Raw genomic sequence first — 14,682 nt, 5'->3', positions numbered from 1 at the left:
AACCCCAAAATTCGGGGGGGCGGGGTTTTTTTTTTAATCGCCCCGGCCTGGGGGGGGTTGTGCGGGGTGCGGGGCTGGGGGGCGGGGGGGGGGGGCCCCGCCCCCCCCCCCACCGCAGCACGGTCAGGCCGTGAAGCCCTTGAAGATGTTGGTGAATTCGTACTGCGACTGGCTGATGCTGCTGCACGTCGGCGAGATGCCGCCGCCGGGGCAGCCGCCGTTGTCACGGCCCACGGACCAGAAGCCCAGCAGGCCGATCCGGTTCGTGTTCGCCCAGGTCACGAGCTTGCGCGCGTGCGCCTGGGTGAAGACCTTGCCGTTGAAGTTGCGGCCGATCATCGGGGTCACGCCGAGCAGTCGCTTCAGCTCCGCGTCCGACTTGGCGGGCCAGATCTGCTTCATCTGCCGCAGGCTGCTCTCGGCGGCGGCGATGACGGCGTCGCCCCAGTCCGGGCGGGACGAGCCGAACTCCATCGTCATCGGGTTCACCAGCACGGTCAGGCCCTTGGCGGCGGCGTTCTGCAGGATCTGCACCGAGTACGGGTCCATGCCGTAGTCGTCGCCCTGCACGCGCATCGTGTAGCTGATCGACGTGCCGCGCTCGGTCTGCAGGCGCTTCAACGCCGTGTTGACCATGTCGTGCGGGATGGAGGCTTCGACGTCCACGTCCAGGTGGTTGCTGCCCACCGCGTCGAGCACCTTCTTGTACGCCGCCAGCAGCGCGTCCGCGGTGGAGCACGAGTACTCCAGGTACGGCCCGGCCGCGCCGCCGGTCGCCACGACGACGTCACCGCCCAACGCCTTGAGCGCGCGCACGTCGTTGATGATCCGGCTGTCGTTCAGCGGGATCGTGCCGCCCCACGCCGGGTTGCAGCCGGTGCTGTCCGCGAGCGCGAAGGCGAGCGTGAACACCTTCTGCCCCGTGGCGCGGGCGACCGACTCCAGCGACGGCGTCGGCATGGTGATGTCGACGTACGGCGCGGACTTCAGGCTGCCGGGCGGCGGGGGCTGGTCGGAAGTGGTGGTGGTCGTCGTCGTTGTCGTCGTGGTCGTGGTTCCACCGCCGGCGCACGGCTGGCCGTTGAGCTTGCAGTTGGCGGGCAGGCCCGTGCCGTTCACCAGGAACCCGAACGACGTGGACGCGCCGGCCGCGAGGCTGCCGTTGTACTCGCGGTTGGTGAACGTGTGGTGGGTGCCGCTGCTGGTCAGCGCGGCGTCCCAGTACGAGCCGGGCGTGGTGCCCGCCGGCAGGTCGAACTCGACCTTCCACCCGGACAGCGCGGCCGTGCCGGCGGTGACGGTGAACTTGCCCTGGTACCCCGAACCCCACGTGGAGTCCTGGGTGAACACGGCGGTGGGGGTCGGCGCGGCGCCCGCGGGGGCGGCCAGCAGCAGACCGGCGGTCAGGACCGCGGTGACGCCCGCCGCCAACGCGGCCAGGCTCTTGCGCTTGCGGGACATCGGCACCTACTCCCGTGCAGGGGGAACGGGGTGGAGGTGGTGTGGGGGCGCGGGGCGCGGCACGCCCCCACACCACGTCGTGGCGGCGCCGCTCGACACTGTCGGCACCGACACCGTGACGGTATGTGGTCTGGACCATGTCGTCAATGGGTCTAGACCTTTTCGCCGTCGAACGGCCGAGCGGCGGTGGTGGGAGACTGTGCGCGTGGATGCCCTCCCTTGGTCCGCCGGCGCCGCCACCGGCATCGGCTCGCTACCCGGAAACGACCCGCTGGAGGCCGCCAGGATCGTGCTCGGCGAACTCCCCGACCTGCCCCACCTGCCCGAACTGCCCGCGCGCGGCGTCGGCGCGGACATGATCGGCCGCACCGCGGCGCTGCTGGTCGACCTGCCGGTGGAGGTGGTCCCCTCCGGCTGGCGGACCACCGCGCACCCCGGTCGGGACCACCGGCGCGCGGTGGACCTGCTGCGCCGTGACCTGGACGCGTTCGAGGAGGCCGCCGACCCCGTGGGGCCGCGGGTGGTGAAGGTGCAGGCGGCCGGGCCGTGGACGCTCACCGCAAGCGTCGAGCTGGCGCGCGGCCACCGCGTGCTCACCGACCGGGGCGCGTTGCGCGAGTTCACCGAGTCCCTGGTCGAGGGCGTCAACCGGCACGTGGCCGAGGTGGGCAAGCGGACCGGGGCGAAGGTCGTCGTGCAGCTCGACGAACCGGGGCTGCCCGCCGTGCTCCGGGGCCTGCTGCCGACCCCGTCCAAGCTGGGCACGGTCCCGGCCGTCCCGGAGCCGGACGCGCGGGCGGTGTTGCAGACCGTCATCGACGGCCTCGACGCCGACGTGATCGTGCACTGCTGCGCGCCGAAGCCGCCGGTCACGCTGCTCCGGCAGGCGGGCGCGCGGGCGGTCTCGTTCGACGTCACGGTCCTGGACGACGCGGTGTGGGACGAGATCGGCGAGGCGTGGGAGGAGAAGACCCAGCTGCTGCTGGGCCTGGCCCCGAGCACCGACCCGGCCACGCGGCCGGCGCTGAAGTCGCTGGCCCAGCCCGCGCTGGACCTCGTGGACCGGCTCGGGTTCCCGCGGTCGATCCTGGGCACGCACGCCGTGCCGACGCCGACGTGCGGCATGGCGGGGGCGAGCGAGGCGTGGGCGCGACGCGCCCTGGCGTTCACCCGCGACCTGGCCAAGGCGTTCGTCGAACCACCGGAAACCTGGTAACCCCAGGCGGCGCGAGAGTCCAACGTTCACAACGCGAGAGTCCAACGTTCGGCGCACGTGAGTTCAACGCTCGGCATACCGCGTGGTCGGTCCAGTGTTGAACTCACCGCACGTGGGCGTTGGACTCTCGCGCGTTGAGGGTTGGACTCTCGCGTCGGTTAGGGGGTGGCCAGGTGGACGCCCGGGGGGAGCGGGGCGTCGCGGAGGAAGGACAGCAGGACGCTGCGGAACGCGCGGCCGGCCGTGGTCGGGGCCACGTCGGTCCGGTGGGCCAGCGCCACCGTCCGCGTCGTGGCCGGCGTGAGCGGGGTGCCGTGCAACGACCGGGTCGCCAGCACCGTGCTCGGCACGATCGCCACCCCCAACCCCACCTCCACGAACCGCAGCACGGCGTCCATCTCCCCGCCCTCCACCGCGAACCCCGGCTCGAACCCCGCCTGCCGGCACGCCGCCAACGTCGTCTCCCGCAGGTCGTACCCCGGCCGGAACATCACCAGCGGGTGCTCGCGCAGGTCCGTCAACCGCATCCGGGCCACGCCCAGCGGCTCGGCCGACGCCACCACCAGCTCCTCCCGCAGCACCGGCACCACGGTCAACGCCCGGTCGGCGTCCGCCGGCGACACGATCACCAGCGCCAGGTCGAGCTGACCCGCCTCCAACGCCGCGACCAGGTCCCGCGACCCGCCCTCGGTCACCGACACCTGGATGCCGGGGTACGCGTCGTGGTACCGCTTGATCACGTCCGCGAACAGGCTGCCGCACAGGCTCGGCGTCGCGCCCACCCGCACCCGCCCCCGCCGCAGCCCCACCAGCTCGGCCACCTCCAGCCGCGCCGTGTCCACATCGGACAGGATCCGCTGCGCCACGGGCAGCAGCGCCTCGCCCGCCGGCGTCAGCGCGACGTTCCCGCGCGCCCGGCTGAACAGCTCCGCCCCCAGCTCCTTCTCCAGCGCGTGGATCTGCTTGGACAGTGAGGGCTGCGCCACACGCACCTCGGCCGCGGCCCGGGTGAAGTGCCGCGTCCGGGCCACTGCCAGGAAGTACACGAGCTGCTGGAGCGTCATAGCCCGAGGCTATCCTCCGCCAGCTCACGATGTATTGGACGACTTGTCACACCCGTTCCTAGCGTCATCGACGTGGACACGATCGGGCTCTACCGCACCACCGTCGGCAAGAAGGTCGTCATGGCGGTCACCGGCGCCGGGCTGCTGCTCTACGTCGTCGTGCACATGCTCGGCAACCTGACCGTCTTCTCCGGCGCGGAGGCGATCGACGGCTACGGCCGGTGGCTGCGCGAGATCGGCGCGGTCTGGCCGACCCGGGTCGCGCTGCTCGCCTGCGTGGCGTTGCACTTCCTCGCCGCCTACCAGCTCACCGCCCGCGCCCGCCGGGCCGGGGGCCGCTACGAGCACCGCAGGCGCGTCCAGGGCAGCTACGCCGCCCGCACCATGCGCTGGGGCGGCGTGATCATCGCCCTGTTCGTCGTCTACCACCTGCTCGACCTCACCGTCGGGTGGCTCAACCCCCACGGCGTGCCCGGCGAGATTCACGCGAACGTGGTCGCCGACTTCCGGCACTGGTACGTCGTGCTCGCCTACACCGTCGCCGTGCTCGCCCTCGGCTTCCACATCCGCCACGGCGTGTGGAGCGCCACCCAGACCCTCGGCGTCACCACCTCGCGCGTGATCGGACTCGGCGTCGCCGTGGTGGTCTGCGCCGGGTTCCTGTCCGTCCCCTTCGCCGTTTTCACCGGATTGGTGAGCTGACATGCCCTACACCGAAGGCGCTCCGATCGCCGACCACCGCGTGCCGTCCGGGCCGATCGAGTCCCGCTGGGACCGCCGCCGCTTCTCGGCCCGCCTGGTCAACCCGGCGAACCGGCGCACCCGCAGCGTGATCGTGGTCGGCACGGGCCTCGCGGGCGGCTCGGCCGCGGCGACGCTGGCCGAGCTGGGCTACCGCGTCAAGTCGTTCTGCTACCAGGACAGCCCGCGCCGCGCGCACAGCATCGCCGCGCAGGGCGGCATCAACGCGGCCAAGAACTACCGCAACGACGGCGACAGCGTGCACCGCCTGTTCCACGACACCGTCAAGGGCGGCGACTTCCGCTCGCGCGAGTCGAACGTGTACCGGTTGGCGCAGATCAGCGTCGAGATCATCGACCAGTGCGTGGCGCAGGGCGTGCCGTTCGCCCGCGAGTACGGCGGCCTGCTGGACACCAGGTCGTTCGGCGGCGCGCAGGTCTCCCGCACGTTCTACGCCCGCGGCCAGACGGGGCAGCAGCTCCTGCTGGGCGCGTACCAGGCCCTGGAGCGCCAGGTCGCCGCCGGGCGCGTCGAGACGCACCCGCGCACCGAGATGCTGGACCTGGTCGTGGTGGACGGCCGGGCGCGCGGGATCGTCGTGCGCGACCTCGTCAGCGGCGCGGTGTCCACCCACTTCGCCGACGCCGTCGTGCTCGCGACCGGCGGTTACGGCAACGTGTTCCACCTGTCCACCAACGCCAAGGGCTGCAACGCCACCGCGATCTGGCGGGCGCACCGGCGGGGCGCGCTGTTCGCGAACCCGTGCTTCATCCAGATCCACCCGACGTGCATCCCGATCAGCGGCGACCACCAGTCGAAGCTCACCCTGATGAGCGAGTCGCTGCGCAACGACGGCCGCGTGTGGGTGCCGCGCGACCCGCACGACACGCGTGCGCCCAACGACATCCCCGATGCCGACCGCGACTACTTCCTGGAGCGCATGTACCCGAGCTTCGGCAACCTGGTGCCGCGCGACATCGCGTCCCGGGCGGCGAAGAACATCTCCGACGAGAAGCGCGGCGTGTACCTCGACTTCGCCGACGCCATCCGGCGCCTCGGCGCGCACGCCGTCGAGCAGCGCTACGGGAACCTGTTCGAGATGTACCAGCGCATCACCGGCGACGACCCCTACCGGACGCCGATGCGCATCTACCCGGCCGTCCACTACACGATGGGGGGATTGTGGGTCGACTACGACCTGCGCTCCACGATCCCCGGCCTCTACGTGATCGGCGAGGCCAACTTCTCCGACCACGGCGCGAACCGCCTGGGCGCGTCCGCGCTGATGCAGGGCCTGGCGGACGGCTACTTCGTGCTGCCCGGCGTGATCGGCGACTACCTGGCCGACGCGCCGTTCGAACCGGTCGACGAGAGCCACCCGGTGGTCGCGGACACGATGTCGGAGGTGCGCGGCCGGGTGAAGACGCTGCTGGCCGTGGACGGCGACCGCACGGTCGAGTCGTTCCACCGCGAGCTGGGCAGGCTGATGTGGGACGAGTGCGGCATGGAGCGCGACGCGGCGGGGCTGCGCAAGGCGCTGGAGCGCATCCCGGAGCTGCGCGAGGAGTTCTGGGCCCGGGTCAAGGTGCCCGGCGACGGCGAGCGGCTGAACCAGGAGCTGGAGAAGGCGGGCCGGGTCGCGGACTTCCTCGAGCTGGCGGAGCTGATGTGCGTGGACGCGCTGCACCGCGAGGAGTCGTGCGGCGGCCACTTCCGGTCGGAGAGCCGGACCCCGGACGGCGAGGCGCTGCGGGACGACGCGAACTTCTCCTACGTGGCCGCGTGGGAGTACACGGGCGTGGGCCGACCGCCCGTGCTGCACAAGGAAGAACTGGTCTTCGAGCACGTCACCCCGAGCACCCGGAGCTACGCGTGAAACTCACCCTGCGGATCTGGCGGCAGAGCGGCGCGACCGGGCGGCTGGTGGAGTACGCCCTGGACGACCTGTCGCCGGACATGTCGTTCCTGGAGGCGCTGGACGTGCTCAACGAGCGGCTGATCACGGCCGGGCAGGAGCCGGTGGCGTTCGACCACGACTGCCGCGAGGGCATCTGCGGCGCGTGCGGGATGATGATCAACGGGGTGGCGCACGGGCCGGAGAAGGCGACCACGGCGTGCCAGCTGCACCTGCGGCACTTCCGCGACGGCGACGTGGTGACCGTCGAGCCGTGGCGGGCGCGGCCGTTCCCGGTGGTGCGCGACCTGGTGGTGGACCGGTCGGCGTTCGACCGGATCGTGGCGGCCGGCGGGTACATCAGCGTGCCGACGGGGTCCGCGCCGGACGCGCACGCCACGCCCGTGCCCAAGCCCGACGCGGACACTGCGTTCGAGGCGGCGGCGTGCATCGGCTGCGGTGCGTGCGTGGCCGCGTGCCCGAACGGGTCGGCGATGCTGTTCACCGCCGCGAAGGCCACGCACCTGGGCGTGCTGCCGCAGGGGCAGCCGGAGCGGTACTCGCGGGCGCGGGACATGGTCGCCGAGCACGACGCGGCCGGGTTCGGCGGCTGCACGAACACCGGCGAGTGCACGTCGGCGTGCCCCAAGGGCATCCCGCTGACCACGATCGCCCGCCTGAACGCCGACCTGCTGCGCGCTCACACCACCCGCAGCGACAGGTAGCCCGTCCCGCACACCAGCAGCGTCGAGAGCAGCCCCAGCAGGAGTGCCCGCGGGCCGGTCCGCAGCAGCGCCCGGGGCCGCACGGCCGTGCCGAGGCCGAACAGGGCGACGGCCAGCACGACCGTCGTCGCGGTCTCGGCCACGCCCAGGACGGCGGTCGGCAGCAGCGGGCCGACCGCCACCGCCGCCAGGAACCCGAGCAGGAAGCCGGGCACCGGCGGCGCGCCCCGGCGGCCGACGCAGGCCACGATCGGCACGAGCAGCGCCACCCGGCCGAGCTTCACCGCCATGGCCGTGGCCAGACCGCCGGCGGGCGCGGCGGCGGCCACCTGCGCGACCTCGTGCACGCTGAGCCCGATCCACTGCGGCGAGGCCCCCAGCAGCGGCAACGCGACCATGGCCAGGGCGCCGTAGAGGGTGACGAGGGCGACGCTCGCGGCCACGTGCCCGTCCTCCCGGTCCACCCGGCCCTCGACGGCGGCGATGGCCGAGGCCCCGCAGATGGCGAAACCGCCGGCCACGAGCACGGTGAGGCCGCGCGGCAGGCCGAGGCAGCGGCCGAGCGCCAGCGTGCCGAAGAACGTCACCGCGACCGTGACCACGATGGCGACCAGGACGCCCGGTCCCAGGCCCCACAGCTGCGGGACGGACAGTTGCAGCCCGAGCAGGACCACCCCGACGCGCAGCAGCACGCGGGTGGCGCCCGCCACGTCGGGCACGCGTCCGCCCACCACCACACCCAGGACCAACGCGGCGATCAGCACACCGCCCACCCTCCGTCCGGGCGAACGTTCCCGGTAGCCGGCGTCCGGGTCTGGGGTCATACCCTGTGGCTATGACCCCGGACCTCGAGTCGCTGCGCCTGCTGGTGCTGGTCGGGGAGCTGGGCAGCCTCGGGCGGGCCGCCGAGGAGCTGGGCATCGCGCAGCCCTCGGCGAGCAAGCGGCTGTCCACGTTGGAACGCAGGCTCGGCGTGGTGCTGGTCGACCGGGGGCGGCGCGGGTCCGTGCTGACCCCGGCCGGCGTGGTGGTGACCGAGCGCGCGCGGCGGGTGTTGGACGAGGTCGCGGGCCTGGTCGAGGGCGCGCGGGCGCTGCGCTCGGCGCAGGAGGCCGAGCTGCGGGTGGCCGCGAGCATGACCGTGGCCGAGCACCTCGCGCCGGGCTGGATCGGCGAGCTGCGCCGGACCCGGCCCGAGCTGCGCGTCGGCCTCCGGGTGACGAACTCCGGGACGGTCGTGGCGCTGGTCCGCGACGGCGCGGTCGACCTGGGGTTCGTCGAGGCCCCGGGCCCGCTGCCGGGGCTCTCCACGCGCCGGGTGGCCGTGGACCGGCTGGCGCTGGTCGTCGCGCCGGGGCACCCGTGGGCCCGCCGCCGACGCCCGCTCACCGCCGCCGAACTGGCCGCGACACCCCTGGTCGTGCGGGAACGCGGCTCCGGCACCCGGGACACGCTGGACCGGGCGCTGCCCGACGCGTGCCCGCCCGCGCTGGAGCTGGGCTCCACCACCGCCGTGCGCGGCGCGGTCGTCGCCGGGGTCGCGCCCGCCGTGCTCAGCGTGCTCGCCGTGGCCGTCGACCTCGCCGAGGGGCGGCTGGCCGAAGCGCCCGTGGAGCTGGACCTGCGCCGCGTGCTGCGGGCCGCGTGGCCTGCCGACCGCAGGCTCGTGGGACCCGCGGCGGAACTGCTCGCGGTGGCCTGCCGCCGTAGTTCAATGGAGCCATGAGCTGGTTCCGCCGCCGCACCGAGCCCGAACCCGAGCCGGTCCACCTGCCGAACCCGGACGAGGCCGCGGCCGCCTTCTGGCCGGCGTGGTTCGAGCTGCTGCCGACCGTGAACGCGGCCCTGGGCGACGGCGAGCCGCACCGGGTGGAGGGCGCGCTGGGCGCGCTGGTCGCCGCCATGCACCCGGACCTGGAGTTCTCCCTCGAACGCGGGCACCGCGCCATCTACGCCCTGGTGATCACCAGCCGCGAGGACCCCCGGCTGCGCCCCTACACCGACGCGTGGATCGGGGCCGCGCCGGCGGAGGACATGATCTGGGAGTACCACGACTCGGTGCCCGCCGTGCCCGACCCGACCCTGGTCACGGTCAACCTCGGGCCGCGCCGCATCCGGCTCGCCGACGTGCGGGTGGTCGCGCAGGTCTCCGACGGCCTGGTCGACGTCGCGGTCTACCACCCCGAGTTCGCCGCGCTCGAACCGGCGGCCCGCCAGACCCTCACGTTCCTGCCGCTGGACGTCACGCTCGGTGAACGGCTGGCGGGTGAACGGCTGGGCCGGGTGGAGACGGCGTCCGCCGAGCCGGAGGGCGCGATCGACCTGCTGGAGTTCCGCGACCTGGTCCGCTCGATGGGCGGGGAGCGGTCCTGAAATCGTCGGACCCCCTGGTTACGCTCATGCCGTGACCAGCGACGACTCGTTGAACCCGACCCACGCCCCGGCCGAGGGCGTCGAGGACGTGCCCGCCGCCGTGCGGGAGGAGCACGCGGCGCTCGCGGAGGAGGTGCGCGGCCACCAGTTCCGCTACTACGTCCTCGACTCGCCGACGGTCAGTGACGGCGAGTTCGACGCGTTGCTCCGTCGGTTGGAGGCGCTGGAGCGGGCGCACCCCGGGCTCGCCACCCCCGACTCGCCCACCCAGCTCGTCGGCGGCACGTTCTCGACCGAGTTCACCGCGGTCGACCACCTGGAGCGGATGCTCAGCCTCGACAACGTGTTCTCCCCGGACGAGCTGCGGGCCTGGTTCGACCGGGTGCGCAAGGAGGTCGGCGAGGACGCGCACTTCCTGTGCGAGCCGAAGATCGACGGGCTGGCCGTCAACCTGCTCTACGAGCAGGGCCGGCTGGTGCGCGCGCTCACCCGCGGCGACGGCCGGACCGGGGAGGACGTCACGCTCAACGTGCGCACCCTCCAGGACGTGCCGGAGACGTTGACCGGCACCGCCGAGCACCCCGTGCCCGCGCTGGTCGAGGTGCGCGGCGAGGTGTTCTTCGCGGTGGAGGACTTCCTGGAGCTGAACGCGCGGCTCGTGGCGGCGGGCAAGCCGCCGTTCGCGAACCCGCGCAACACCGCCGCCGGGTCGTTGCGGCAGAAGGACCCGAAGGTCACCGCGTCGCGCCGGCTGCGGCTGATCTGCCACGGCCTCGGCAAGCGCGAGGGGTTCGAGCTGGCCCGGCAGTCCCAGGCGTACGAGGCGCTGCGCGCGTGGGGGCTGCCGGTGTCGCCGCACACGAAGGTGCTCGACGCGTTCGACGACATCGCCGAGCACGTCTCGTACTGGGGCGCGCACCGGCACGACGCCGTGCACGAGATCGACGGCGTGGTCGTGAAGGTGGACGAGGTGCCGTTGCAGCGGCGGCTGGGCAGCACCTCGCGCGCGCCGAGGTGGGCCATCGCGTTCAAGTACCCGCCGGAGGAGGCCACCACCACGTTGCTGGACATCAAGGTGCAGGTCGGCCGCACCGGCCGGGTCACGCCGTACGCGGTGATGGAGCCGGTGAAGGTGGCGGGCTCCACGGTGGCCCGCGCCACCCTGCACAACGCGAGCGAGGTCCGGCGCAAGGGCGTGCTGATCGGCGACCGGATCGTGATCCGCAAGGCCGGTGACGTGATCCCCGAGGTGCTCGGCCCGGTGGTCGACGCCCGCCCCGCCGACGCGTACCCGTTCGAGATGCCCCTGACCTGCCCGGAGTGCGGGCACGTGCTGCGGCCGATGAAGGAGGGCGACGTCGACATCCGCTGCCCCAACGCGGCCGGCTGCCCCGGTCAGCTCCGGGAGCGGCTCGCGTACCTCGCGTCCCGGTCGGCGCTGGACATCGAGGTGCTCGGCTTCGAGGCGGCGGCGGCGCTGGTCGACTCGCCGGTGTACCGGGACGAGGGCGACCTGTTCGACCTGGACGCGGACGCGCTGGCGCAGGTCGACCTCTTCCGCACCAAGGACGGCGAGCTGACCGCGAACGCGGTGAAGCTGCTGGACAACCTGGAGCTGGTCAAGCAGCGTCCACTCTGGAGGGTGCTGGTCGCGCTGTCGATCCGGCACGTGGGCCCCACCGCGGCCCGCGCGCTGGCGCGGGAGTTCGGCTCGCTGGACCGGATAGTCGCCGCGACGGAGGAGGAGCTGGCCGCCGCCGAGGGCGTGGGCCCGACCATCGCGACGGCCGTGCGGGAGTGGGTCGAGACGCCCTGGCGGCAGGCGGTCGTCGCCAGGTGGCGGGCCGCCGGGGTGCGGATGGCCGAGGAGCGCGACACCTCGGTCCCGCGCCACCTGGAGGGGTTGTCGATCGTGGTCACGGGTTCGCTGGAGACGTTCTCGCGGGACGAGGCGAAGGAGGCGATCCTGTCGCGGGGCGGCAAGGCCGCCGGGTCGGTGTCGAAGAAGACGGCCTTCGTGGTGGTCGGCGAGTCGCCGGGCTCCAAGGCCGACAAGGCGGTGCAGCTCAAGGTCCCGGTCCTGGACGAGGCGGGCTTCCGCGTCCTGCTCGCGGACGGCCCGGAGGCCGCCCGCGCGGTCGCCACCGTCGCCGAGGACGACGCCCCCGAACCCGCGCCCTGACGTCACTGGGCGCGTCGCCGGGGACCGGTGCGCGTGCGGTCCCCCGGCGAGGCGGGCTCAGTCGTGCGGGAAGCGGGCCACCCACCGCTTCTGCCACGGCGTCTCCACCGCACGCCGGTGGTAGTGGGCCCGCGTCCACGCCACGGCCTCCGTGGACGGGACGCCCGCCAGCACGGCCAGGCAGGCGACCACCGTGCCGGTCCGCCCGATGCCGCCGCCGCACGCCACCTCGACCCGCTCCCCGGACCTGGCCCGCGCGTGCAGGTCGCGGATCAGCGCCACGGCCCGCTCCGTCGACGCGGGCAGCCGGAAGTCCGGCCACTCCAACCACTCGTGGGGCCACGGCGGGGCGTCCGGGCGGGCCATCACCTTCTGCCGCATCTTCGGCGAACCGAGGTACAGCGCGTAGTCCGGGACGCCGTCCGGGGTCGGGTTGCGCAGCCCTCGGCCGCGCACCCGGGAACCGTCGGGCAGTTCGATCGCACCGGGGAGTGTCATCGCCACATCATCGCGCCCGCGGTCGGGAGGCGTTCGGCTGGGCCGTCCGGCCGAATCTCGGTCGAACGCCTGCCGGCGCGGTCGGGTGGACGACAATCGGGACGTCCGACGACGTGGAGGGGAACCAGATGGCCGACATCGTGGTGAGGCCCGCGAGGGAAGACGAGTGGGCGGCGGCGGGCGCGGTCACGGTGGCCGCCTACCGGGCCGACCGGCACATCGACAGCCACACCGGCGGGTACGCCGACACGCTGGTCGATGCGCGCACCCGTGCCCGCGAGGCGGAACTGCTGGTGGCGGTGGACGTCGCGGACACCGTGCTCGGCACCGTCACGGTGGTCCGCCCCGGCACCCCGTACGCCGAGGTCAGCCGGGACGGCGAGGTCGAGTTCCGGATGCTCGCGGTGAGCCCGACCGCGCGCGGCCGCGGGGTGGGGGAGGCGCTGGTGCGCGCGGTGATCGCGCGGGCCCGCGAACTCGGCGCGCGGCGGCTGGTGATGAGCAGCTCCGAGCACATGACCACGGCGCACCGGCTCTACCGGCGGCTGGGCTTCCAGCGGCGGCCCGACCGCGACTGGCAGCCGGTGCCGGGCGTGGACGTGACCGCGCTCGGGTTCAGCCTCGAACTCGCATGATCTCGTCGCGCAGCGCGTGGTCGCGGGCGGCCCGGTCGTAGAGCAGCTCCACCAGCTCGGCGTGGTCCAGTTCGGCGAGGCGGGCGCGCAGCTCCTCGTCCTCCGCGTCCGGCGGCGGCACGGTCAGGCCGCGGTCCAGCAGCACCAGGCCGACCGCGACGCAGTGCTTGCAGAAGAACCCCTGCGACCCGTACGGGCAGGTGCACGCGCCGGCCAGCCGGGTGTCCTCCCACCTCAGCGCGACCCGGTACTCGGCCGCGCCCACCACGACGCCGTCCACGTGCCGCGAGCGCACGGCCAGCTCGACCACGGAGTCCCGGTAGGTCAACCCGCGCCAGTACGACTTCGCGCCCGCGTGGTGGCGCAGCAGGGCTGGGGTCAGCGTCGGCATGGCGGTATCCAACACCTTGTGGTTCGGTGGGTTCCGTGCTCCAGGCTTGTCTGAACGGCGCCCGTGAGCCGGGCAGCCACCCTAGTCTGCCGATCACCCCGCAGCAGCTGGCGGCCGACGCCGCGGCGTGCGCCGAGCTGGGCGTGACGTCGTTCCACCTGCACCCGCGGGACGTGGTGGGCCTGGAGGTGCTGGCCGGTCCGGAGGTCGCGACCGCGGTGTCCGTGGTGCGGGCGGCGGCGCCGGGGGCGGAGCTGGGGGTGACGACCGCCGCGTGGATCGTGCCGGACCCGGTGCGGCGGGCGGAGCTGGTGCGCGGGTGGGCCGGGCTGGCCGCCGGGCGTCCCGACTTCGCGTCGGTCAACGTGCACGAGGACGGGTGGCGGGACGTCGCGGCCGCGTTGGGCGAGGCGGGCATCGGCATCGAGCTGGGCGTGTTCCACGAGGAGGCGGCGCGGGCGCTGCTGGCGGCGGGCGTGCCGGCGGGGACCGTCCGGGTGCTGGCCGAGGTGCAGCCGGGGGGAGACCGTGGCGCACGCGGAGCGGCTGGTCGACCTGCTGGGGCCGCTGGGCGTGCCGATCCTGCTGCACGGCGAGGACGACAGCGCGTGGCCGGTGCTGGACTACGCGTCGGCGCGCGGCCTCGACACCCGCATCGGGTTGGAGGACACGCTCGCGCTGCGTGACGGGAGGGTGGCGGCCGGGAACGCGCAGTTGGTCCGGCTGGCCCGCCGACCGGGCGAAAAGCGCTGGTAGCGGGGGCGTCCGGCGTGGTTTCGTGGCGCCATGGTGCCCACAGACCGGCTCATCGCCTTCGCGGCCATGTCGTTCCTGCTGATCGTGATCCCCGGACCGAGCGTCCTGTTCGTGGTGGGGCGGGCGCTGGCGCAGGGCCGCCGGGCCGCGTTGATCACCGTGCTGGGGAACACCCTCGGCGCGTACGCGCTGGTCGTGGCCGTGGCGTTCGGGGTCGGGGCGGTCGTGGAGCGGTCGGCGGTGGTGTTCACGGCGTTGAAGCTCGTCGGCGCGGCGTACCTGGTGTACCTGGGGGTGAAGGCGTGGCGGCAGCGCGGGGCGCTGCACGCGTCGTTCGCCGAGGGCGGTCCGGCGCGGGGCGGTCTGCGCACGCTGTGGGAGGGGTTCGCGGTGGGCGTGGCGAACCCGAAGACGATCGTGTTCTTCGCCGCCGTGCTGCCGCAGTTCGTGGACCGGGCGCAGGGGCACGTGGCGGCCCAGATGCTGCTGCTCGGCCTGGTGTTCAACGTCATCGCGCTGGCGTCCGACAGCGTGTGGGGCCTGGTCGCCGCGACGGCCCGCACCTGGTTCGCCCGCTCACCCCGCCGCCTGTCCGCCGTGGGCGGCGCGGGCGGCCTGACCATGATCGGCCTGGGCGTCACCATCGCCACCACGGGCCGCCACCCCTGACCCGCGCGTGTCCTACGTCCGCGTCACGCGTGTCCTACGTTCGGAACACCCGAGTTGAACGCTCAGAACGAGATCTG

Annotated in this window: 15 protein-coding genes and 1 pseudogene; 11 read left to right on the top strand and 5 right to left on the bottom strand. The window is 73.6% G+C overall.

Going from position 1 to position 14,682, the window contains the following annotated elements; genetic code table 11:
* Positions 1-123 precede the first annotated feature (123 nt).
* On the bottom strand, positions 124-1,461 hold the full coding sequence (locus ACFXGA_RS08135) for a cellulose binding domain-containing protein (protein WP_378085440.1): 1,338 nt from the start codon (positions 1,459-1,461) through the stop codon (positions 124-126).
* 205 nt (positions 1,462-1,666) lie between these two features.
* On the opposite strand from ACFXGA_RS08135, the gene ACFXGA_RS08130 reads away from it, so the two are divergent.
* Positions 1,667-2,677, top strand: coding sequence for a methionine synthase (locus ACFXGA_RS08130; RefSeq protein WP_378085438.1), 1,011 nt, complete (start codon positions 1,667-1,669; stop codon positions 2,675-2,677).
* Between the two features lie 158 nt (positions 2,678-2,835).
* On the opposite strand, the gene ACFXGA_RS08125 is transcribed toward ACFXGA_RS08130, so the two are convergent.
* Complete coding sequence (locus ACFXGA_RS08125; protein ID WP_378085436.1) at positions 2,836-3,741, bottom strand: LysR family transcriptional regulator; 906 nt, start codon at positions 3,739-3,741, stop codon at positions 2,836-2,838.
* A 72-nt stretch (positions 3,742-3,813) separates the two neighbouring features.
* Between ACFXGA_RS08125 and ACFXGA_RS08120 the strand changes: the two genes are divergently transcribed.
* From ACFXGA_RS08120 to ACFXGA_RS08110, 3 genes are read left to right on the top strand one after another with little or no spacing between them, the layout of a single operon-like run.
* Entirely contained in the window at positions 3,814-4,443 is a 630-nt protein-coding gene (locus ACFXGA_RS08120; protein WP_378085434.1) for a succinate dehydrogenase cytochrome b subunit, read from the top strand.
* Between the two features lies 1 nt (position 4,444).
* A complete protein-coding gene (locus ACFXGA_RS08115; protein WP_378085432.1) occupies positions 4,445-6,358 on the top strand; it encodes a fumarate reductase/succinate dehydrogenase flavoprotein subunit in 1,914 nt (637 codons plus the stop codon).
* Complete coding sequence (locus ACFXGA_RS08110; protein ID WP_378085430.1) at positions 6,355-7,101, top strand: succinate dehydrogenase/fumarate reductase iron-sulfur subunit; 747 nt, start codon at positions 6,355-6,357, stop codon at positions 7,099-7,101. Before ACFXGA_RS08115 ends, ACFXGA_RS08110 begins: the two co-directional genes overlap by 4 nt.
* Here the strand turns inward: ACFXGA_RS08110 and ACFXGA_RS08105 are convergent.
* Complete coding sequence (locus ACFXGA_RS08105; protein WP_378085428.1) at positions 7,077-7,925, bottom strand: YeiH family protein; 849 nt, start codon at positions 7,923-7,925, stop codon at positions 7,077-7,079. The genes ACFXGA_RS08110 and ACFXGA_RS08105 overlap by 25 nt on opposite strands.
* Positions 7,926-7,936: 11 nt before the next feature.
* On the opposite strand from ACFXGA_RS08105, the gene ACFXGA_RS08100 reads away from it, so the two are divergent.
* Genes ACFXGA_RS08100 through ligA form a run of 3 tightly spaced genes read left to right on the top strand, consistent with a single transcriptional unit; the run spans position 7,937 to position 11,656 of the window.
* The gene (locus tag ACFXGA_RS08100) at positions 7,937-8,827 is read left to right on the top strand and encodes a LysR family transcriptional regulator (protein WP_378085426.1); all 891 of its coding nucleotides are present in this window, start codon (positions 7,937-7,939) and stop codon (positions 8,825-8,827) included.
* Positions 8,824-9,474 (top strand): hypothetical protein, encoded by a 651-nt coding sequence (locus tag ACFXGA_RS08095; RefSeq protein WP_378085424.1) that lies wholly within the window; start codon positions 8,824-8,826, stop codon positions 9,472-9,474. The genes ACFXGA_RS08100 and ACFXGA_RS08095 overlap by 4 nt, the downstream gene beginning before the upstream one ends.
* A gap of 31 nt (positions 9,475-9,505) precedes the next feature.
* Positions 9,506-11,656 carry an NAD-dependent DNA ligase LigA gene (gene ligA, locus ACFXGA_RS08090; protein ID WP_378085422.1) on the top strand — a complete coding sequence of 717 codons (2,151 nt, stop codon included), beginning with the start codon at positions 9,506-9,508 and terminating at the stop codon, positions 11,654-11,656.
* 57 nt (positions 11,657-11,713) lie between these two features.
* Here the strand turns inward: ligA and ACFXGA_RS08085 are convergent, their stop codons facing one another.
* Positions 11,714-12,154 (bottom strand): protein-tyrosine phosphatase family protein, encoded by a 441-nt coding sequence (locus tag ACFXGA_RS08085; protein ID WP_378085420.1) that lies wholly within the window; start codon positions 12,152-12,154, stop codon positions 11,714-11,716.
* Positions 12,155-12,282: 128 nt separating this feature from the next.
* Between ACFXGA_RS08085 and ACFXGA_RS08080 the strand changes: the two genes are divergently transcribed.
* The gene (locus ACFXGA_RS08080) at positions 12,283-12,789 is read left to right on the top strand and encodes a GNAT family N-acetyltransferase (protein ID WP_378085418.1); all 507 of its coding nucleotides are present in this window, start codon (positions 12,283-12,285) and stop codon (positions 12,787-12,789) included.
* On the opposite strand, the gene ACFXGA_RS08075 is transcribed toward ACFXGA_RS08080, so the two are convergent.
* Positions 12,770-13,180: an SWIM zinc finger domain-containing protein gene (locus tag ACFXGA_RS08075; protein ID WP_378085416.1), complete on the bottom strand. Its 411-nt coding sequence runs from the start codon at positions 13,178-13,180 to the stop codon at positions 12,770-12,772. The genes ACFXGA_RS08080 and ACFXGA_RS08075 overlap by 20 nt on opposite strands.
* A 26-nt stretch (positions 13,181-13,206) precedes the next feature.
* Between ACFXGA_RS08075 and ACFXGA_RS08070 the strand changes: the two are divergent.
* The 3 genes and pseudogenes from ACFXGA_RS08070 to ACFXGA_RS08060 form a co-directional block, all read left to right on the top strand.
* Positions 13,207-13,593 (top strand): annotated as a pseudogene (locus tag ACFXGA_RS08070) (3-keto-5-aminohexanoate cleavage protein); the annotation flags it as partial.
* 115 nt (positions 13,594-13,708) lie between these two features.
* Positions 13,709-13,936: a 3-keto-5-aminohexanoate cleavage protein gene (locus tag ACFXGA_RS08065; protein WP_378085414.1), complete on the top strand. Its 228-nt coding sequence runs from the start codon at positions 13,709-13,711 to the stop codon at positions 13,934-13,936.
* A gap of 30 nt (positions 13,937-13,966) precedes the next feature.
* Entirely contained in the window at positions 13,967-14,605 is a 639-nt protein-coding gene (locus ACFXGA_RS08060) for a LysE family translocator (RefSeq protein WP_378085412.1), read from the top strand.
* Positions 14,606-14,682 lie beyond the last annotated feature (77 nt).

Origin of the sequence: Actinosynnema sp. NPDC059335 (genome assembly GCF_042752395.1) — a bacterium.
Taxonomy (GTDB): Bacteria; Actinomycetota; Actinomycetes; order Mycobacteriales; family Pseudonocardiaceae; genus Actinosynnema.
Note: the sequence above shows the minus strand (reverse complement) of the source record. Positions and strands in the feature narration are given on the sequence as shown.